General features: G+C 63.0%; 15 protein-coding genes. 5 read left to right on the forward strand and 10 right to left on the reverse strand.

All coding sequences use genetic code 11. The features are described 5' to 3' along the window. The 3 genes from JQC81_RS00005 to JQC81_RS00015 all read right to left on the reverse strand — a co-directional run. The coding region (locus JQC81_RS00005) for a class I SAM-dependent methyltransferase (protein WP_203269669.1) at positions 1 to 1,160 on the reverse strand (1,160 nt) is incomplete at its 3' end. 170 nt (positions 1,161 to 1,330) lie between these two features. Beyond that, positions 1,331 to 2,425, reverse strand: a complete 1,095-nt coding sequence (locus JQC81_RS00010; protein WP_203269670.1) for a hypothetical protein — start codon at positions 2,423 to 2,425, stop codon at positions 1,331 to 1,333. Between the two features lie 1,069 nt (positions 2,426 to 3,494). Beyond that, the gene (locus tag JQC81_RS00015; RefSeq protein ID WP_203269671.1) at positions 3,495 to 3,779 is read right to left on the reverse strand and encodes a hypothetical protein; all 285 of its coding nucleotides are present in this window, start codon (positions 3,777 to 3,779) and stop codon (positions 3,495 to 3,497) included. 604 nt (positions 3,780 to 4,383) lie between these two features. On the opposite strand from JQC81_RS00015, the gene JQC81_RS00020 reads away from it, so the two are divergent. Both JQC81_RS00020 and JQC81_RS00025 read left to right on the forward strand, forming a co-directional pair. Beyond that, positions 4,384 to 6,315, forward strand: coding sequence for a DEAD/DEAH box helicase (locus tag JQC81_RS00020; protein ID WP_203269672.1), 1,932 nt, complete (start codon positions 4,384 to 4,386; stop codon positions 6,313 to 6,315). A 336-nt stretch (positions 6,316 to 6,651) separates the two neighbouring features. Continuing rightward, the gene (locus tag JQC81_RS00025) at positions 6,652 to 9,102 is read left to right on the forward strand and encodes a type IA DNA topoisomerase (protein ID WP_203269673.1); all 2,451 of its coding nucleotides are present in this window, start codon (positions 6,652 to 6,654) and stop codon (positions 9,100 to 9,102) included. A 53-nt stretch (positions 9,103 to 9,155) separates the two neighbouring features. Here the strand turns inward: JQC81_RS00025 and JQC81_RS00030 are convergent, their stop codons facing one another. Beyond that, positions 9,156 to 10,529 carry an NHL repeat-containing protein gene (locus JQC81_RS00030; RefSeq protein ID WP_203269674.1) on the reverse strand — a complete coding sequence of 458 codons (1,374 nt, stop codon included), beginning with the start codon at positions 10,527 to 10,529 and terminating at the stop codon, positions 9,156 to 9,158. Positions 10,530 to 10,632: 103 nt separating this feature from the next. On the opposite strand from JQC81_RS00030, the gene JQC81_RS00035 reads away from it, so the two are divergent. Further along, entirely contained in the window at positions 10,633 to 11,982 is a 1,350-nt protein-coding gene (locus JQC81_RS00035; protein ID WP_203269675.1) for a HupE/UreJ family protein, read from the forward strand. A 251-nt stretch (positions 11,983 to 12,233) separates the two neighbouring features. Beyond that, on the forward strand, positions 12,234 to 12,554 hold the full coding sequence (locus tag JQC81_RS00040) for a hypothetical protein (protein ID WP_203269676.1): 321 nt from the start codon (positions 12,234 to 12,236) through the stop codon (positions 12,552 to 12,554). 259 nt (positions 12,555 to 12,813) lie between these two features. Here the strand turns inward: JQC81_RS00040 and groL are convergent, their stop codons facing one another. Together groL and groES are read right to left on the reverse strand one after the other, a co-directional pair. Then, positions 12,814 to 14,466 (reverse strand): chaperonin GroEL, encoded by a 1,653-nt coding sequence (gene groL / locus JQC81_RS00045; protein ID WP_203269677.1) that lies wholly within the window; start codon positions 14,464 to 14,466, stop codon positions 12,814 to 12,816. Between the two features lie 44 nt (positions 14,467 to 14,510). Beyond that, positions 14,511 to 14,825, reverse strand: a complete 315-nt coding sequence (gene groES, locus JQC81_RS00050; RefSeq protein WP_203269678.1) for a co-chaperone GroES — start codon at positions 14,823 to 14,825, stop codon at positions 14,511 to 14,513. A gap of 223 nt (positions 14,826 to 15,048) precedes the next feature. On the opposite strand from groES, the gene JQC81_RS00055 reads away from it, so the two are divergent. Next, positions 15,049 to 15,336, forward strand: a complete 288-nt coding sequence (locus JQC81_RS00055; RefSeq protein ID WP_203269679.1) for a hypothetical protein — start codon at positions 15,049 to 15,051, stop codon at positions 15,334 to 15,336. 267 nt (positions 15,337 to 15,603) lie between these two features. Here JQC81_RS00055 and JQC81_RS00060 read toward each other — a convergent pair whose 3' ends face one another. From JQC81_RS00060 to JQC81_RS00075, 4 genes are read right to left on the reverse strand one after another with little or no spacing between them, the layout of a single operon-like run. Continuing rightward, positions 15,604 to 16,584, reverse strand: a complete 981-nt coding sequence (locus tag JQC81_RS00060) for a branched-chain amino acid ABC transporter permease (RefSeq protein WP_203269680.1) — start codon at positions 16,582 to 16,584, stop codon at positions 15,604 to 15,606. Continuing rightward, positions 16,584 to 17,501: a branched-chain amino acid ABC transporter permease gene (locus tag JQC81_RS00065; protein WP_203269681.1), complete on the reverse strand. Its 918-nt coding sequence runs from the start codon at positions 17,499 to 17,501 to the stop codon at positions 16,584 to 16,586. Before JQC81_RS00065 ends, JQC81_RS00060 begins: the two co-directional genes overlap by 1 nt. Continuing rightward, positions 17,501 to 18,223, reverse strand: coding sequence for an ABC transporter ATP-binding protein (locus JQC81_RS00070; protein ID WP_203269682.1), 723 nt, complete (start codon positions 18,221 to 18,223; stop codon positions 17,501 to 17,503). The genes JQC81_RS00065 and JQC81_RS00070 overlap by 1 nt, the downstream gene beginning before the upstream one ends. Further along, the gene (locus JQC81_RS00075) at positions 18,220 to 18,978 is read right to left on the reverse strand and encodes an ABC transporter ATP-binding protein (RefSeq protein ID WP_203269683.1); all 759 of its coding nucleotides are present in this window, start codon (positions 18,976 to 18,978) and stop codon (positions 18,220 to 18,222) included. The genes JQC81_RS00070 and JQC81_RS00075 overlap by 4 nt, the downstream gene beginning before the upstream one ends. Positions 18,979 to 18,999 lie beyond the last annotated feature (21 nt).

Genomic DNA, 18,999 nt, shown 5'->3' on the forward strand with positions numbered 1-18,999 from the left:
CTCTGCAGCGTACGCCAGACATGGCCGGGAACCGTCAGGGTGCCGAAGGCCCTGAGGACTTCACCGTCAAGCGTCAGGTCGCCGCGAAGCCGCGGCGGAGCAGTCGCAGCTGCAGCGAACACCGGCATGTCCGAATTGGGAAAGCGGGTAAAGGTCGCCGGCATGTCGACAATTGTGCGCCTCGCCTCGACGAGTGCCCGAGCAATGGCAGTCGCACGATCACCAGTGAAGCGGGTCCCGATCCTGAGATCCTGGGCGGCGACATTTCCGGCGAGGAGGTCTCGAAAACCGGCTTTCGCGAACCCGAGCCCGTCCGGCCCTGTGTTGCCTGGCATCTGGGGCAGGCCTGCCGCGACAAGCGGAAGATACATGCGAATCCAATTCAGCGCGACGAGGCCGAGGGGCACATCAACGGCATCCTCGTCAGGCCGCGGCACGGCAAGCGCCGGAGCCGCGTCGGCGATACGGGCGACGGCCCGCAGGAGCCCGAGTTTGTAGGTGGATGATTTTTCATCGTTGAGAATGACGCCCCGCAGCAACGGCAAGGCACCCGCACCGTCGTCGGGAAGGCGCAGGCACATGGCAGTCCAGCGGACATCGGGTCGGCCGAGCCGATCATCGCTTGTCACTGACCGGAGAACCGCAAGACCGTGACTGCGTGCGAATGCCTCGACCTCCCCGGCCGGAGCGGGCCACATTGCGCGTCCCGGCTCTGGCGGTCCCTCGCGCAAGCTCATCAGCATCACCCCACCGGGCTTGAGCAGGGTAGCGAGCTTCCGGAACGCACGGGCCCGTGCCGGCGGCGGTATATGCATCCATACCGCGCTCAGCAGGATCAGGTCATAAGCAATGCCGAGCCCATGGACGACATTCAAGTCCGGAAGACGGTCGTCGAGCCAGCGGATGCGAGGATCAGGATGACGCCGCTGCGCCTCGGCCCGCATGCCAGCCGCCGGTTCGACCGCCACAACCTCATGTCCGAGGGATGCAAGCCATGCGGCATCCCGGCCTGATCCGGCTCCGACATCCAGCGAGAGGAGACCTGAACCACGCGGGATATAATCCGCGATCGACGCGTGCACGGTTTCGGCCAGCACGCTTTCGTACCTGGCCGCCAGATCTGCGCTTTGCAGGTCGTAGACTGAAATCGTGTCCGTCATTCGAGAACCGTAATCCGCGTGTCTGTCGAAACGTGCCTTTGATCACTTGGGCCGACCGGCAAACTTTCCCGCGCAGACCGTTGCACCTGTAACAAGGATGCGTCCGGAATGCCACCTGAACAGGTTATCGCCTCCTGAGGGATCTGCTGATCCTGCATCCCGGGACTTGGTCACCGATGGGGCTTGGCGGAGCGTCCCTTCCTCAACTCGCCAAGCGCTTGGGCGTGCGCGACACGCCCCACCTTGATCTCGCGGGTGGCGCTCACAGCCTTGAGGGCCCGCCGGCCCGTGGAATGCTCACGCCGGCCATAACGGGACTGGGTGCCATCGCTTGCATGGCCGGCCATAATCGCCACCATCTCGCCCGCGCCCCACTGGGCCTTGGCATCGGCGAGGGACTGGGAACGATAGACGTTAGGCGTGATCGCCTCCTCGAGTTCCGGAAAGACAACTCGCCCGAGCCTCTCGATAGCCTTGCGCACGGCATCGGGCGACCGGATTGAGATGGTCATCTGACCGTCATTGGCCCTGCACCGTGCCACGAGTTCGTGGGCCACGGCTCCGCAGCCTTCGACATCGACAACGTACCGCGTCTGAACCCATTCGGTGGTCTTCGCAGGGCAGATATAGATCACGAGTTCTTCGTCCTCAAAGCAGACAGTAGCGCCCGCGTACTCGTGCCCGCACCGGTTGCCGGGCACGAGATCCGCCAGTCGGCACCCGGTGATGTCGCTCACGGCGAGCGCCCACCGATGAGGGCTGTCGGCAGGCAACCGAGCCCAGATCCGCTCGCGCCAGTTGTCCGGCAGATCGGCCAACAGGTACCGCTTGCTCTCGGCGCCGCGCCTGGCCCGGTCCTCCGAGACGGCCCGCCATCGATCCGCGCCCGACGGTACTCCATCCCCGCTGTCCCCGAGCCTTCCATCCCGGATCAGGGCGGCCGTGACGCGGGCGACCAGACGATCGAGGGACCGGGCAATCAGACCGGTCTCCGGGTCGGCTGTGGTGAGAGCCTGCTCGAGCTTCTCGGACAGCCGGTCGATGGCGAACCGGCCTCCGGAGAGGAGAGCGCACCGGCGTTTGGCATAGGTGTCATAGGCATCGGCCGGGCGCAGGGGATCGAGCACCGGCTCGTGCCACATCTCCCGGAAGAGCTTGAGGTACGTGCGGTGTGTCGTGGGGTTTGCCGTGCTCTCAGGCAGGGCGGCCACGAGGCCCTTTGCCGTGTCGAGAGAGCGGATGTAATCGGGGGTCATTTGAGCCATGTTGGCCTCCTTCGCCCCAAGAAGAGCACAGGCTTCAGCAAGGAACGAACAATCTTGTCCGCTTCCATTCCGGGCTCCAGTCGACCGATTTTCTGGGGCGCCCCCTAAATTCTCGGACAAGTATTGGACCTTCGGAACTGGATCCAAAGGCTGATGATCTCGACCTGCTTTCTGTGACCAGGACCATCCACCCCAGCGCATGGGCGTGGGTACCGTGCCCGGGCCGGAGCCAGGACTCAAAGAGCCCCTCGGCCCAGATTAAGCCCTGCTTTTCCGCAATGCTGGTGGCATGTCACAGCCAGATCTCACCCGCCGCGAAATGTACGATCTCGTGTAGTCGATGCCGACGGAGCGAGTTGCCGAGAATTTCGGGCTGTCCGAAGCTTCGCTCAGGAAAATCTACGACCGCTATCGCGTTCCAGCTCCACCACGTAGTTACTGGGCGCAGAAAGCCAATGGCAAGGACGTCAAGCGGACCCGCCTTTATCGGACTGACACTCCGCAAGACGAGTGGATTTACCTCTCACTCTCGCAGGTCCTGCACCCCGCGATGCCGCCTCGGGCGGCCGCCCCGGAGCCGGGCCGGCGTCCGACCCGTCCCAAGTCATTAAAGGAAACAGTGGTACGACCAGTCGAGCCGCTTAATGATGTTCACCCCACAATCATCGCGACGGCCCGAACACTCCGCGGGGCCACGCCCGACGCACATGGTGCCGTGCGCCATTGGTAGCGGCGAATGTGGAGTTGTGACCGGCATCGCGAACATCGAGCGGAGCATCCGTATCCTTGATAGTCTTGCCCATGCTCTTGAGAGTCGACGTCTCGCTATGCATGCTGGAGGCAGATCGTTGCAGGTTACTTTGGGCAAGGACCAGGTATCCTTTTCCCTCATTGGAATAACGGAGATCGACCCGCATGTCCCGACATTGCGGGGGCTGGACGGCGCGGAGTTCGGGCGAACGGAGGGGACCCTTAATCCCGTCGCGGATATTTGGTGAACCGGATATGGACGCGCCGAGCCGACTCCCGTCACACGGCTTACCGGATGCCTGATGATAAGGCTTGCCGATCAGCATGTCCGAGCAGCGCGCCGATCTGGCGGAACGGCAAAACCCGGAGGCTTGAAAACATCACCGGGAACATCGCCAATGGCGTTGTTGCCTATCTGGCCGGAATCCGGGTGCGCCGGGAGGCACTTGAACGCTTCGAGCGGGAATGGCGCTTGAGCGAAAAGCTCCGCGCTCTTGCGCAGGCTCGTGAAGAACGGGAGAAGCGGCGACATGATTTCGTCAGCCGCTACACCGCGATCCTGGCCGAGATCACCGAACTCGAGACCTTTCTCGAATTGGTGCAACGCCGCAATTCCGCGAACGGCCGGGACGAGCTTGCCCGGATCGTCATCTGGGTCAACGCTCGCCTGACCCCGCAGAGGATCTCTTTCCGGAGATCGACGATCTGGCGAGTTCGTATCCAGACATTCTCGTTACGCCTGACGACGGGGCGAGCGGCTCTTAAGGTCAAGTACGCGACCTGCTCAAGCACCGCACACGCAAGAATGGTTCGAAGTCGAGCGCGATACCCCGCAAGATTGATCGTGTCTCAGCTGAGAGCCATTTTCGTCCAATATCCAAGACGCCCGACCACAAAGAGCGACGACCAAACCTGTTCGCTATCCATTGCGCCCGCAGCTTTCCCGGGCTCCGGAGTTCCTGTGTGTGAGGCGGTCCTGCCGTGCGTCGGTCACAGGGTGCGCAGCAGCCGTCGCCAATGACAAATTGACAAAATGCCAAAACCTGCCGCACGGCTCATGCGAAGATTGCAGCGTGTTGGCCTGAACACTCATCCCAACCGGTGGATCACCCCCGACTGCCCCCGCGCGCGAGGCAGGCGCAGGGATTCACACAGCGCCGGAATCGCCTCATGCTGGAGGCCGGTGATTTGCCCCTGGACCGCTCCTGATGGTCACGTCTCACAGGCCCCCCTTGCGAGCCCACCAAGCCGCTCTGGCCAACCTTGTGGCCGCCATGGCCCATGGCGAAGCGTCAGGGGTCACCGACATCCTCGCGGCGGTGACCCCTGGCGGCGGCAAGTCCCTCCTCCCGGTCATCGCCGCAGCGCGCCTGATCGGGGTCGGCCGGGTCGAGCGGATCTGCTGGGTTGTGCCTCGCGATAGCCTTCGCCTCCAGGCCGAAGAGGCCTTTGCTGATCCGGTCTGGCGCACCACGCTCGGCCACGCCCTCTCGGTTCGTGCAGCCGACAACGAACCCGACCCCAGCCGCGGCCTAGCCGGCTACGTCACCACCTACCACGCCATCGCGGCAGCCCCGGACCTGCACCTAGCCGAGGTCCGCCGCCACCGCACCCTGCTGGTGGTGGATGAGGTGCATCATCTGCCCACCCTCGGCGAGGATGAGCCGGCCGCCCCGCTATCATCCGGTCAAGCCCCCGCCTCGAGCGAGGATGCCTCGGCTTGGAGCCGGGCGCTGCAGCCGCTGCTTGAATCTGCCACCGTGCGCCTGCTCCTCTCCGGGACTCTGGAACGGGCGGATGGCCGCCGGATCCTCCGGCTGCCCTACCGCACTGGACCGGAAGCTGGCACGCAGGAGGTCGATCTGGAAGCTCCCGGTTGGGCGATCATCGGCTATTCCCGGGCTCAGGCGGTGGCGGAGCGCGCGGTGCTTCCCGTTACCTTCGGCGCGCTGGATGGTGAAGCGAGTTGGCTGCAGGCGGGACGAACGGCGACCGAAGGTGTCCGGCTCGGCCCGCACCGCCTATCGGGGCGGTACCCGACCGTGACCACCCGCCCGGCCCTGTTCACCGCCCTGCGCACTGGCTTTGCCCGCGAGTTGCTGCAGGAGGCTTTCCGAGCCACGCGCAATCTTCGGGCCCACCGCCGGGCCGAACGCGGGCTCGCTGTCGGAGAGACCGCCCCGGGCTTGGGCAAGCTGCTCGTGGTGGCTCCTGATCAGCGCAGCGCCCGCCGCTACTGCGAGATGCTGCGGTGCTGGATGCCGCCTCAGCAGGCCGAGCGCGAAGTGCGGCTGGCGACCTCCGATGAGCGGAGCGCCCCCGAGGCCCTGGCCGCCTTCCGGCTCATGGCGGAACCCGCGATCCTGGTCACGGTGGCCATGGCCTACGAGGGGCTCGATGCGCCGGAGGTGGCGGTTGTAGCCGCCTTGACCCACATCCGCAGCCGCCCCTGGCTCGAGCAGATGATTGCTCGGGCCACACGGGTGGATCCCCACGCCGGTCCCTACGAGAGTCAGAGCGCCCTTGTGTTCCACCCGGACGATCCGCTGTTTGCCCGTTTCCGCCGCGGCATCGAAACCGAACAGGGCATGCTGGCACACCAGCGTCGGCGCAAGGCCGAGACTGGCACACCCTCCTGGCTGGCCGAGTACCTCGCCATGCACCGGGACGAGGGCGAGGGACGCGGGATCACGCCTCTGGAGAGCAATGCGTTGGGACTGCGCTATGCGACCCTGAGACCGGGCCCTGCCTTCGACGAGTTCCGCCCGGAGCGGCAGGTTGCCCCGGCGTCCCTGAGCGAGTCCCCGTCTGCGGCAGAGCGGCGCCTGCGGGCCCGCATCGGCGAGACCGTGGCGGCCCAGGCGGTGGAGGACGAGGCCAATCGGCGGGTGCCGCATAGCGGAGAGGGGCTGTACCATCGCTACAATGCGGTGCTGAAGCGGGTGTTCGGCAACAAGGGACGAGCCCGGATGACCCTGCCGGAGCTGGAGGCTGCGTTAGCCTGGCTGGAGCGTAACCGCCTTGTCGATCATCTCCACCTGCTGGAGGGCGATCCCCGCTATGCCTGGACCGCGGCCCGGCGGCGCCGGGCTGCTTGGAGCCGCTTGTTCGCACATTCTGATACCGGTCCTAACGGCTAACCTCGGGCGCCAGCCCTAAATCCGAATACGATGAACCCTTTCCGTCGTGATTCTGGATCTCGACGGCTCCCGACCTGGGCGGCCGAACCCTCGTTCAGTTGACCACATTGGACTCAGGCGGGCCGTTGCTGCCATCAACCTGCCGTGGCACCTCCCTCTGCAGGGCGGTATGCAGGATCACCCAGCGGCCGGACAGAAGACCGCGTATCCGTCTGGTCGCGATAGGCTCCGTCGTTGACCCCGTCTAATCCGTGGGTTATTGTTCTCGATCCGTTCTCTTGGCCTAGGCTGCATCAGTTGCGGCTACGCCACCATCGGAGTGGATACGCTCGGGCCATGGCCACTCACCCGGCATCGCGCACACTGTTCTTCTTCGAGAAGCCCTCGGCCATGCGTCAGCTGCAGCGCTTCTTCAAATCGCCGAGCACGGTCTGCGTCTCGGCCGAGGGCCACCTCTTGGCGGCCGAGGAGCCCGGCAACGTACGGGACGAGTGGAAGCCCTGGCGCTTCGACACCCTCCCGATCGTGCTCGAGCGCATTCCTGTCACCTACGGCACTAACCGCTCCGGCCAGTCGCACAAGCCGAAGGTCGAGGCGATCAAGCAGGCTCTCCAAGGCGTGGAGCGGGTCATCATCGCCACCGATCCTGGCCGAGAAGGCTCAATGATCGCCTGGGAGGTGCTCGAGCACCTCGGCTATCGGGGACGGGTGGACCGTCTCAAGCTCGGCGCCCTCGACGAGGTCTCGATCCGACGCGCCTTTGCTGCCATGGCCAAGGAGCCGGACTCGGGTGAGCGGGATTATGCCGCCTATCTTGAAGCCCTGTGCCGCCAGTACGAGGATTACCATCTGGGCCTCAACGGGACCCGCGCCATCTCCTTGCGATTGCGGCCACCGGCCTTCCGTGAGCCGTGGCGCTTTGGCGGTGTGCAGACGCCAACGCTTGCGATCCTGGCCGACCTGGAAAAGCGCATCCGCAATTTCGTCCCGCAGGACTATTTTAAGATTGCTCTGGTCGTCACAACGGAGACTGGCGCCGAAATAACCCTCTGGTATGCACCGAAGGACAAGATCCTCGACAAGCAGGTTGCCGAGACGATCCAGCAGGCCGCCGCAAGCTGGTCAGGACCGCTTGGTGTCGAGCAGAGGGATGTGCGTCGATCGCCCCCTCGCCTGTTCTCTAAAGATACCCTCGCCCGACGCTGCGCCAAGCGGTTCGGCTGGGATCCGCAACATACGGCCAAACTCGCGCAGGACCTCTACGATCAGGGATATCTCACTTACCCCCGCACTGAGTCCGAGCACCTGCCCGAGAGCCAGATAGGCGACGCTACCGCAGTGATCGGCAGCATAGTCGGAGCCCTGACCGATCTTGCGAGCCTCGTGCCAGCCACGGGCGATCTGGTGTTTCGCAAAAGCAGCAAGGGCCACTACGTCAAGGACCCAGGCGAGCACCACGCGATCGTGCCGCTGCGCAAGGTGCCCCAGGCGGTGAGCATCAGCGCAGACCATCTCCGCCTCTGGGAACTGGTCGCCAAGAGCTTTCTGGCGGCCCACCTGCCGGATGGCATCGATGCGCGCACCACAATCACTGCGCAGGTCCCGACGCCACTTGGCCCAAAGCGATTTTCAATCAGTGGCAGCGTGATCAAGTCGCCAGGCTGGCGCGCCGTCTATGGAGCTGAGGCCGACGAGGACAACGAGACTGTCCCCGGCAAGGTAAAGCCGGACGAGGAGCCCACCACAGGGCGCCTCCCACCCATACGGGATCATGAGCCTGGAAAAGCAGCCGATGCCCGGATCGAGACAGCCAAAACCGAACCACCACGTCGGATCACCCGAGGCGAGTTGCCGGTCGTCATGGGGCGCCTCGTCGATCAGGTGGAAGACCCGACACTTAAAGCGGCTCTCGAGAACCCGGCGAATCCGAACGAGCCCAAGGGTCTCGGGACCGCCGCGACCCGCGACACGATCCTGCCCAAGCTCCAGAAGAGCCAGTATGTTGAGTTGCTGAAGGGTAAGGACCCGCCGATCCAGGTGACGGACGTTGGTCTCACATTTATTTCAGCCGTTCGGCGTGTTTTTCCCGCCTATGGTGACCCAGTTGGCAGGGCGATGTTCGAGGCGGATCTGGCCGAGATTGGGCGTGCATCCTCGCGAACTGAGGCGATCGGTAAAGCCGCAGCCTATCAGGAGCGAACCCGAAGCCGTGTGAGTGAGCTGATCACGACGATTGGCCGATCGGACACTGTCGCTCTTGATCCAACTTGCGTTCCGACACCCTCCACGGCAGACGCGAAACCACCAACAAAGGCGATGATTGCCTTTGCGACATCGATTGCTGCGCAGCGAGGCTTGAAACTGCCCCGAGGGCTCAAGACCAATAGTGCTATCTGCCGGACGTTCCTGGATCAGCATGCCCCCCAACGATCGTCTGGACCTGCAAGGGCAGCGCAGCAGAACGGCCCGCGTCCTCCAACTGATGCGATGGCGCGCTATGCACGGTCACTTGCTGAACAGAAAGGGATAGAGTGTCCGCCAGACGTGCTAGCTGACTTCGCCACTTGTCGAACTTTTCTCGATGAGTACTCGTCAAAGGCGCAGCATCCTCCAGAAAAGAACCGGGCTGGCACTCCAAAAGGCCGCCGCCCTGCCGCCCGCGCGGGCAACAACAATGATAAACCGAAGCGAGCGTCTGCGTCCGTGAGGAGGCCGACAGAGTCAAGGGCCAAGGACCCACGTCGAGGCTCAAGATCGCGAACTGCGGCTTTCGGCAAAGACGAATAGAGACGGCGCCGGCCCCGATCGGGAAGCCGGCGCCGAGGCTTGTTCGAACCGAGCTACGGCGTTGGCCAGGGCATAGCCGCGTTCACCGTTGAGACCGGGCCGACACCCTTGTTAACGAATTTCTGCAGGCGCTTACCCGTATAGGTTTCCGTGGTGTAAATGTTCCCCTTGGAGTCTACAGCGATGGAATGCACGCCGAGGAACATGCCGGGCTGACGGCCGCCATACCCGAAATTGTAGAGTTCCTCCATGGTCTGGCGATTGAACACGCGCACATGCTCGTTCACGCCATCAGCGACGTAGAGGAAACGCTGCTCGGGATCATGGGAGAAATCAATGTCCCACACTGAGCCATCGGCCAGGGTTTGCGTCGCGACGAACACCTCTTTGACAAAGGTCCCATCGGTGCGGAAGATCTGGATACGATCATTCGCGCGGTCGCAGACGTAAACGAGACCATCGTTCGAGACATTGGAGCAGTGCACGGGATTGGCGAACTGCTGGGCTACCGGAGCTGCTGGATTGTAGGGCGGCAGCACCTCGTCAGTCGGCGGCTTGCCGTAGGCACCCCAATAGCGCTTGATCTTGCCCGTATCCATGTCGACCACGGCCACACGGTGGTTGAGATAGCCATCCGAGAGGTAGGCCTCGTTGGCGCTCTCAACGAGGTCGATCTTCGCGACCCGGCCGAAACTCTCCTGGTCATGACTGTTGGCCTGGTAGGTCGGCGCGGCTGCCGCGGCAGGAATTGCCCCAGCAGAAGAACCAGCAGTGCCCGCCGTAGGAGTCGCCGCGCCCGCGGCGGGAACACCGCCCCCTGGCGCCACGCCGGCATACCCGGCCAGTGGATCCGAGGCCGCAGCCGCGGGCTTCGCCTGTCGAGCACCCGCCCGGCCCCACTGGGCGACGAACTTGCCGTCGCGGGTGAACTTCAGGACATGCGCATCGCCGGCGCCATTGCCGCCGATATAGACGAAGCCTTCCGCATCGACTGCGATGCCGTGATTAGACGATGGCCACTCATACTCTCTCGTCGGAGAGGGGCCGCCCCAGGCGCTCACGAGATTGCCTGCCTGGTCGAACTCCATGACCGGTGGCGAGGGATTGCAGCATTCGCCGACACGCTGACCGGCGCGGTTGCCAGTGATCGGAACGGCCAGCTCCGTATTGTCCAGAGCGGCCGGGTCCGAGCCGCGGTGGACGATCCAAATATGGTCGCGTGAGTCGACCGCCACGCCGATCGTCTGGCCGAGCACCCAGTTGTTGGGCATCGGCTTTGGCCAGAACGGATCGACCTCGAAGCGCGGGGCCTCCTTGCCCTGCGCAATCGCCTTCTGCAGCAGGAGCTGGCCCGTGCCGAGCGCCGCCATCACCGCCAGGAAACTTACACCGACTAACGCCCTGCGACTCCAGAAGAGCTGTCTCATTCTGTTTCCTCCCGGCCCCCTTGCCGGGCAGCTTGGCGCCGCTCTTGTCAATATGTTGAAATGTAGCCAAGCTGGGCTCTGCTGTCGAGAACCCTTGAGAATCATGGCGCCCCTTCGGATCGTCTTTGCATTCATCATCGCAGCCGCCCTGCTGATTGGCTGGCCCATGCGCACGTCAGCCCATGAAGTGCCCAACGAGGTCACGGTCCTGGCCTTCCTGAAGCCGGAGGGCAAGACCCTGACCTTCCTGGTGCGGGCGCCGATGGAGTCGCTGCGCGACGTCGATGTACCGCTAAAGCCCAACGGGTTCCTCGACCTCTCGCGGATCGACGCGCCGCTGCAGCACGCCGCCCAGATCTGGATCCGTGATTTCGTCGAGGTCTACGAGAACGGCGCATTGCTGGGGAAGCCCCAGCTTGTCGGCGCGCGGGTGTCGCTGGCCTCCGACCGCTCCTTTGCGAGCTACGACCAGGCGCTGGCCCACATCCGGAGCGGTCCGTTGCCGCCTGACACGGAGATCTATTGGAAGCAGGGTCTGCTGGACGTCGCCTATGAATACGCGATCGAGTCGGACCGATCGGATTTCGCCATCCGGCCGGGACTGACCCGTCTCGGGCTCCAGGTCAACATCATGATGCGCTTCCTGGCGCCTGACAGCCCGGAGCGTGTGTTCGACGTTCACGCTGATGTCGGCCTTGTGCACCTCGATCCGAGCTGGCTGCAGGCGTTCCTGCTTTTTGCCGAGGACGGCTTCCGCCACATCCTGGAAGGCATCGACCATCTTCTCTTCCTGCTCGCCTTGGTCATCCCATTCCGGCGCTTCCGCCCGCTCGCCGTTGTGGTGACCGCCTTTACGATCGCTCATTCGATCACGCTGATCGCTTCCGCCTATGGCTTGGCGCCGAACGCCTTGTGGTTCACGCCGCTGATCGAGACGCTGGTTGCGATCTCGATCCTCTATATGGCGCTGGAGAACATCGTCGGCCCCAGCACCGAGCGGCGCTGGTTCGTCGCCTTCGCATTTGGCCTCGTGCATGGTTTCGCCTTCTCATTCCTCCTAAGCGAGCGCCTGCAGTTTGCCGGCTCGCACCTGATCACCTCACTCTTGGCGTTCAATGTCGGTGTGGAGGTCGGCCAGCTGGTCGTGCTGGCAGTCGCGGTGCCGGCGCTTGGTCTCTTGTTCAAGTATGTGGTGCCCGAAAGGATCGGCACGATTATCCTGTCGGCACTGGTGGCGCACACGGCCTGGCACTGGATGACGGAACGCGGTGCCGAACTCGCGCAACATCCCTGGCCGGTGATCGACGCCGGGGCACTCTCGACCGTGCTCTGGTGGGCGATGGCCGCGGTCGCAGTGGCGGCGATGCTCTGGCTGTTCTCTGGCCTAGTGCGTCGCTGGCAGGCACACCCTGGCGAGGAAGGTGATCGGGCCGCCCGGCCCCGTGCTTCCTAGTGCTGCGTGGTGCCAGCATAGCTCCCAGCCGGTCTGCTCGCCCAGAGGCTCGACCTTGCCTATTGCGCCCACGACATCTCTTGCCCCTTCGATTCATCTGGGGCTCTTTCGAGCGCCTGCTCCTCCGATTATGCAACACAGTCTCGCTGCACAAGCGCGCTTGAAGACTGGATCGGGGCGCTTGACACGCAGAAGCACCGGCCAGACATTCGCTCTATGGCCCCAGTCCGGCTCTAAGCTATGGCACCTCTATGACGATCGACATTGACCAGTTGTCCAAGGCCGAGCTGATTGATCTCAACCACCGCATCGTCGAGCGCCTGCGCTTTCTCGACCAGATGCGCGCTCATGTGGAGATGCTGGATTTCAAGATTGGCGACCGGGTCACCTTCCAGCCTCCCGGCCAGGGCCCACTCGAGGGCATGCTGACGCGCTACAACAAGAAGACCGTGACGGTGATCACCGATACTGGGCAGAGATGGAACGTCTCCCCTACCCTCCTCAGAAAAATTAAGCCGGTCAAGGGCACCAATACGGCTGGATCCAATGTAGTCATGCTGAATAAGTACTGATGCGGTTATTGCCTTGGGCATGGCTGGACGAAGAAATGTTCGGCCGGCTCTCCTACCGAGCGCCTTCTCCCTGCCAGAATTGACGCGGCTGTTGCAAAGGATAGAGAACGGCCGACGACCAGGTCTCACAGCTGGCGTAGTGCGGCGCAGCTGGCCGCCCAAACCTCACCTGTGTGATCGCCTACTGGGACTTCAAAGCACGAACGAAAAAGCCCCGGATCACTCCGGGGCTCTTCTCATATTGTGCTGGAGGCAGGCCTTAGAAGCCGCCCATGCCACCCATGCCGCCGCCCATTCCGCCACCTGGCATCGCTGGAGCAGCGTCATTCTTTGGCGTCTCGGCCACCATGGCTTCGGTCGTGACCAGCAGACCAGCAACAGAGGCTGCATTCTGCAGAGCCGTGCGGACCACCTTCGCCGGATCAACGATACCGGCCTGGAGCAGATCCACGAACTCTTCCGTCTGAGCGTTGAAGCCGAAGGTGTCCGACGAGGTGTTGTCGTTGATCTTACCGACCACCGTCGATCCTTCGACGCCAGCATTCTCGGCGATCTGGCGGATCGGAGCCTCAAGAGCGCGCAGCACGATGTTGATGCCGGACTTCACATCAGGGTTGTCGCTGGTGAGCTTGGCAACCGCAGCTTTAGCGCGCAGCAGAGCCGTGCCGCCGCCGGAGACGATACCCTCTTCCACCGCAGCGCGGGTGGCATGCATCGCGTCGTCGACGCGGTCCTTCTTCTCCTTCACCTCGATCTCAGTCGAGCCGCCGACACGGATCACCGCGACGCCGCCTGCGAGCTTGGCGAGACGCTCCTGGAGCTTCTCACGGTCGTAGTCCGAGGTGGTCTCCTCGATCTGTGCCTTGATCTGCTGCACACGTGCCTCGATGTCCTGCGTAGAACCAGCACCATCGATGATCGTGGTGTTCTCCTTCTCGATGCGAACGCGCTTGGCGCGGCCGAGCATGTCGAGGGTGACATTCTCGAGCTTGATGCCGAGGTCCTCAGAAATCGTCTGACCGGCGGTCAGGATCGCGATGTCCTCGAGCATAGCCTTGCGGCGGTCGCCGAAGCCCGGGGCCTTCACGGCGGCGATCTTCAGGCCACCGCGCAGCTTGTTGACCACCAGGGTGGCGAGCGCCTCGCCCTCAATGTCTTCCGCCACAATCAGCAGAGGCTTGCTGGTCTGCACCACAGCCTCAAGGATCGGGAGGAGCGACTGCAAGGAGGAGAGCTTCTTCTCGTGGATGAGGATGTAGGGATCCTCAAGCTCCGCAATCATCTTCTCGGCGTTGGTGATGAAGTACGGCGAGAGATAGCCGCGGTCGAACTGCATGCCCTCGACCACATCGAGCTCGGTCTCGGCGGTCTTGGCTTCCTCGACCGTGATCACGCCCTCGTTGCCGACCTTCTGCATGGCCTGAGCAATCATCTCACCAATGGAAGCATCGCCATTAGCCGAGATCGTGCCGACCTGGGCGATCTCCTCCGACGAAGCCACCTTCTTAGCACGGGACTGAATGTCCTTCACGGCCTCTGCCACGGCGAGGTCAATGCCGCGCTTGAGGTCCATGGGGTTCATGCCGGCAGCAACCGCCTTAGCGCCCTCGCGGACGATGGCCTGCGCCAGAACCGTCGCGGTGGTGGTGCCGTCACCCGCCACATCGCTGGCCTTCGAGGCCACTTCGCGCACCATCTGGGCGCCCATGTTCTCGAACTTGTCGGCGAGCTCGATTTCCTTGGCGACGGTGACACCGTCCTTGGTGATGCGCGGCGCCCCGAAGGACTTCTCAAGCACCACGTTGCGGCCCTTAGGGCCAAGCGTGACCTTCACGGCATTGGCCAGAATGTCGACACCACGCAGCATGCGATCACGAGCGTCAGAGGAGAATTTTACGTCTTTGGCAGCCATGAGCTAACCTCCTGTGATTTCTTATCGAGTTGGGCTGAGCTGCTTTAAGCCGCCTTCTGAGCCGCGGCGAACTGCTCGACCACGCCCATGATGTCGGATTCCTTCATGATCAGGAGGTCCTGACCATCGATGCGCACCTCGGTGCCGGACCACTTGCCGAACAGCACGCGGTGGCCGGCCTTCACGTCGAGGGCGACGACCTTGCCGCTCTCGTCACGGGCGCCGGGGCCGACGGCGACGATCTCGCCCTCTTGCGGCTTTTCCTTGGCAGTGTCCGGAATGATGATGCCGCCAGCCGTCTTCTCTTCGGCTTCGATGCGGCGGACGACGACGCGGTCGTGCAGCGGACGGAACTTCATAGGCAAGCCTCCTAGTTCTTCGAATTAGAGGCACTCGTCTGCGCCGAGCAGCACGTTTAGCACTCGACGCGTGGGAGTGCTAACGGCAGTTAATACCCGAGTGCTCCTGGTCAGGCAAGCTCATCCCTTAGTGGAAAAGCTGAGCTTTGAACGAACAACGTCCTACTGCACGGCGTTGGCTCCAGGCAGCGGTCGACCGCTGCCTTTGCAGCGAGGTTCAGCCGTGTTGAGTTTCGAAACCGTTGAAGAGGTCTGTGAGAGCAGGCAGACGACCCTCGTGATCCACCCGGCCATTCGTCGGGCCATCAAAGGGTATGAGGAAAGCTTCTACGTTGGGCTGCGCTGCTTTCTGGCAGGCGAGTCCGACGGCCTCTATTTCCTCCCGCTCCAGGGAACAGGCTATGTGCGCCTCATCTTCTCGAAACGGGTTTCGTCCGGAGGGCACAATCTTCTCAGAATTGACCCGCTGACGAAGGAGGGATTGGCGCGGATCAAAGCATCCTTGGACTGATCCGCATAATGCCACATCGTTGCCCGCTCCCCGACGAACGTCCACGGCGGGAGTTCCAGCATCAGCGCGATGGCCAACAACCAGAGGTGCAGCTACGGGTTTTCGATCGGGTTCCGTGCGGTGCCTGCGCCGGGCAATGGGAGGAGCCAGCCGGACTAGATGGTTTCATCGTGCCTTTATCGGTAACCGGACGCCTGCAATTCAAACAGTTCAGCGTAGTGCCCGCCTGATGCAACAAGCTGTTCGTGCGAGCCCGCCTCGACAGCCTTATTCCTCCTGCACTTCGCCAGCTGAGTCCTTCATGTGACGTGAAACGACGGCCTCCTCGCCGAGGAGGCCACGTGGTCTCACCATAAGAATGAGCATCAGAAGCAGCCCAATGAGAACAACTTGCAGGGTCGCTGCCCTGGCCTGATGCTCGGCCGGGACGAGTTCCCGAAGCACATTCCCGGAGAGGGTCCATAAGGCCCACACGACGACGGCCCCAAGGACGGCCCCCCGATTGTTGCCCGATCCGCCCACGATGAGCATCGTCCAAAGCTGAAACGTGAGGATCGGCAGAAAATCCTCCGGAGCGATATAGCCAACAAAGTGCGCGTAGAGCGCTCCGCCAAGCCCCATGAGCATGCACCCGATCACGAAGGCCTGGAGCCGAAACCGGAAGGCCCGCTTTCCTAGGGACTCGGCCGCCGTCTCGTCCTCGCGGATCGCCCGCAAAACGCGACCCCAGGGGCTACGCACGAGACGCTCCAGGGCAACATAGCTGAGACCAAGCAGCGTTGCGGCCATCGCCAGGTAAGCCAGATTCCAGGCAAGGTTATCGGCGATGACATCAGCGAATGGCTTTGGGATGAACTGCAGCCCGAACGGACCACCCGTTAAGCTCTGAGCATTCAACGCAACCAACTGCAGGGTCACAGCGATACCGAATGTGGTGATGGCCAAATAGTCGTGCCGCAGCCGCAGTGCCGCCACCCCGACGATAAAGGCTGCAAGCCCAGACGTCACCATCGCCCCGAGCCAGCCGAGGGGGATGGGCAGAGCCAAGCCGCCGATCTGATCTGGGTAGTCCGGCGCCGTGAGGAGAGCCGACGTGTAGGCCCCAATCGCAACGAATCCCGCAACGCCTACGTTGAACAGGCCTGTAAAGCCCCACTGCAGATTAAGGCCGAGCACCACCAGGCCGTAAATCGTGACAAAGACGAGAAAGAAGGTGCCGTACGAGAGTAGGCCGAGCAGATCGGGCATCACGGCCTCTCACCAAAGAGGCCAGTGGGGCGAATGAGCAGAATGGCGATGAGGACTATGAAGGCGGTCGCCGCCCGATATTCAGCCCCTACGATGGGTACCGACAGGCTCTCCGCAAGTCCGACGATGAGACCTCCTGCGACCGCCCCGTAAACGCTGCCAATTCCACCAAGGATTGCCGCGGCGAAGAGCGGAAGCAGAAGGTCGAGGCCGAGTTGTGGCCGCAGTTGAACTGTGAGGCCTGAGAACACCCCCGCCACAGCTGCAAGAACGGCTCCGATGATCCAGGTGGCGCGGATCACTCGATCGACGTCGATGCCTGTCACCCGAGCGAGTTGCGGGTTGATGGAGGTTGCCCGCATCGCCTTACCGAGGGTTGTGCGCGTGAGAAAGAGATGGAGCCCGACGACCGAAACGGCCGTCAGACCAAGGACAAAAAGTTGATCCGGGGTGATCCGTAATCCGCCCAACACGTCCCGTGGGACGAGCCGGATAGCAACCTGAATCTCACGACTGTAGTACTCTGGAACTGCCCCAAAAATGAACTGAAGCAGGTTTCGCAGCACAAGGGCGGCTCCGAAGCTCGCCATGATTAGCGTGATCGCGCTCCCGTGTCGCCGCAGCTGACGAAACAGGAGCAGATCGACCAAAAGCGCCAACGCCGCAGTAGCGATCGCTGCAACGCCAAGCGATGCAAGGAGTGTCCAGCCAAACGAGAACGGGCCCAGCGGCTCCATAGGTCCCCAGACGGCAGCAAAGCCGAGGAGCGCTGTCCATGCGAGATAGGCGCCCCAGGTCAGGAGCTCGCCATGCGCGAAGTTCGCAAAGCGCAGGATCGAATAGACCAGCGTCACGCCGATGGCTCCAAGCGCAATGACCGAGCCGATGACGAAGCCGTCGGCGATGAGCTGCAACACTAGGTGTCTCCTCGATGGTGTCCGAGATAAAGCGCAGCGACCTGCGGATCGTTCGCGAGCTCGCGCGCGGTGCCAACAACCCGGGTGCTTCCTTCGACCAAGACTGCGGCACGATCGGCTATGGCAAGGGCCGCCTTGACGTTCTGCTCAACCAGCACGATTGTGACACCGGTAGCGCGAACCTCGACGAGCTTTTCGAAGACGATGCCGACGAGCTTTGGCGAAAGGCCGGCCGAGGGCTCATCCAGCATCAAGACCTTCGGCTCCCCGACCAGCGCTCGAGCAACAGCGAGCATCTGGCGCTGGCCGCCTGAGAGACGACCGGCCAGGAGACGTCGCTGACGCGCAAGGTCGGGGAACAGGGCATAGAGTTCGCCGAGCCGCCGCTTCTTCGGCACCTTCAGGATTGAGGCAGCGAGATCGAGATTGTCGTCGATTGACAGGTTCACGAACACATTTTCGGTCTGTGGCACGAATCCAAGGCCCTCGTGCGGCAATCGATGAGCCGCGCGTCCGGTGATCTCGCGATCGTGCAGGAGAACCCTTCCTGCAGAGATCGGTACGAGCCCGGCGATTGCCTTGATCAGCGTCGACTTTCCGGCTCCGTTCGGTCCGAGGACAGCAACAATCTCGTTGGATTCGACCGACAGTGACGCGCCCCGCACGATCGGAAGCCCCGGCTCGTAGCCGGCCTCCAGCGCCTCGACCCGGAGAGCCGTCACGCCGGGGCTCCGCCGAGATAGGCCTCGACCACCCTCGGATCGTCACGGACCTCTTGGGCTGTTCCGGCCATCAAAAGGCGCCCCTGCGCCATCACCATGATGGGACTGCACAGGTTCATCACCAGATCCATGTTGTGCTCGATGACCAGGAATGTGACGCCCTGTCGGTTGAGACTCACGATCCGATCGACGATCGCGTCCAACAGCACAGGGTTGACCCCAGCTCCCGGTTCATCGAGCAGGATCAAGCGCGGCTTGGCCACAAGAACCCGGGCGAGCTCCAAGAGTTTGCGCTGCCCACCGGACAGGACGCGGGCCGGTTGATCAGCGAGATGGGACAGGCCCACAAAGTCGATCCAGTGCCGGGCTGCGGCCGCTAGCGTCCGTTCCTCGGCGGCCACCCGGCCCGGCGTGAGCCAATTGGCCCAGAACCGCTCGCCCCGCTGGTGCAATGGCGCCACCATAACGTTCTCCAGAACCGTCATCTCTGGAAATGGCCTGGGGATCTGAAACGTCCGGGCGAGTCCTCTAGCGAAGATCCGATCCGGGGAAAGCCCGTCGATCCGCTCTCCCTCGAGACTGAGAGATCCGGAAGTTGGCGGGAACAGGCCTGCTAGACAATTGAAGAGGGTTGTCTTGCCTGCCCCATTTGGCCCTATGAGACCCGTGATCGTACCCTCCTTGATCGTGAAGGACACCTCATCGACGGCACGATTGCCGCCGAAGGTCTTGGTGATCGACTGGGCTGTCAGCATGAGTGGAACGGAGTCCCCGAT

The organism is Microvirga arabica, assembly GCF_016811235.1.
In the GTDB taxonomy this organism is placed as follows: domain Bacteria; phylum Pseudomonadota; class Alphaproteobacteria; order Rhizobiales; family Beijerinckiaceae; genus Microvirga; species Microvirga arabica.

Excerpts from the sequence above, each read along its gene's own strand:
- JQC81_RS00040 (WP_203269676.1), top strand. The coding sequence starts at position 12,234 with ATGACGATCGACATTGACCAGTTGTCCAAGGCCGAGCTGATTGATCTC.
- JQC81_RS00075 (WP_203269683.1), bottom strand. The coding sequence starts at position 18,978 with ATGCTGACAGCCCAGTCGATCACCAAGACCTTCGGCGGCAATCGTGCC.
- JQC81_RS00025 (WP_203269673.1), top strand. The coding sequence starts at position 6,652 with ATGGCCACTCACCCGGCATCGCGCACACTGTTCTTCTTCGAGAAGCCC.
- JQC81_RS00030 (WP_203269674.1), bottom strand. The coding sequence starts at position 10,529 with ATGAGACAGCTCTTCTGGAGTCGCAGGGCGTTAGTCGGTGTAAGTTTC.
- JQC81_RS00035 (WP_203269675.1), top strand. The coding sequence starts at position 10,633 with ATGGCGCCCCTTCGGATCGTCTTTGCATTCATCATCGCAGCCGCCCTG.
- groL (WP_203269677.1), bottom strand. The coding sequence starts at position 14,466 with ATGGCTGCCAAAGACGTAAAATTCTCCTCTGACGCTCGTGATCGCATG.
- JQC81_RS00020 (WP_203269672.1), top strand. The coding sequence starts at position 4,384 with ATGGTCACGTCTCACAGGCCCCCCTTGCGAGCCCACCAAGCCGCTCTG.
- groES (WP_203269678.1), bottom strand. The coding sequence starts at position 14,825 with ATGAAGTTCCGTCCGCTGCACGACCGCGTCGTCGTCCGCCGCATCGAA.
- JQC81_RS00010 (WP_203269670.1), bottom strand. The coding sequence starts at position 2,425 with ATGGCTCAAATGACCCCCGATTACATCCGCTCTCTCGACACGGCAAAG.
- JQC81_RS00060 (WP_203269680.1), bottom strand. The coding sequence starts at position 16,584 with ATGCCCGATCTGCTCGGCCTACTCTCGTACGGCACCTTCTTTCTCGTC.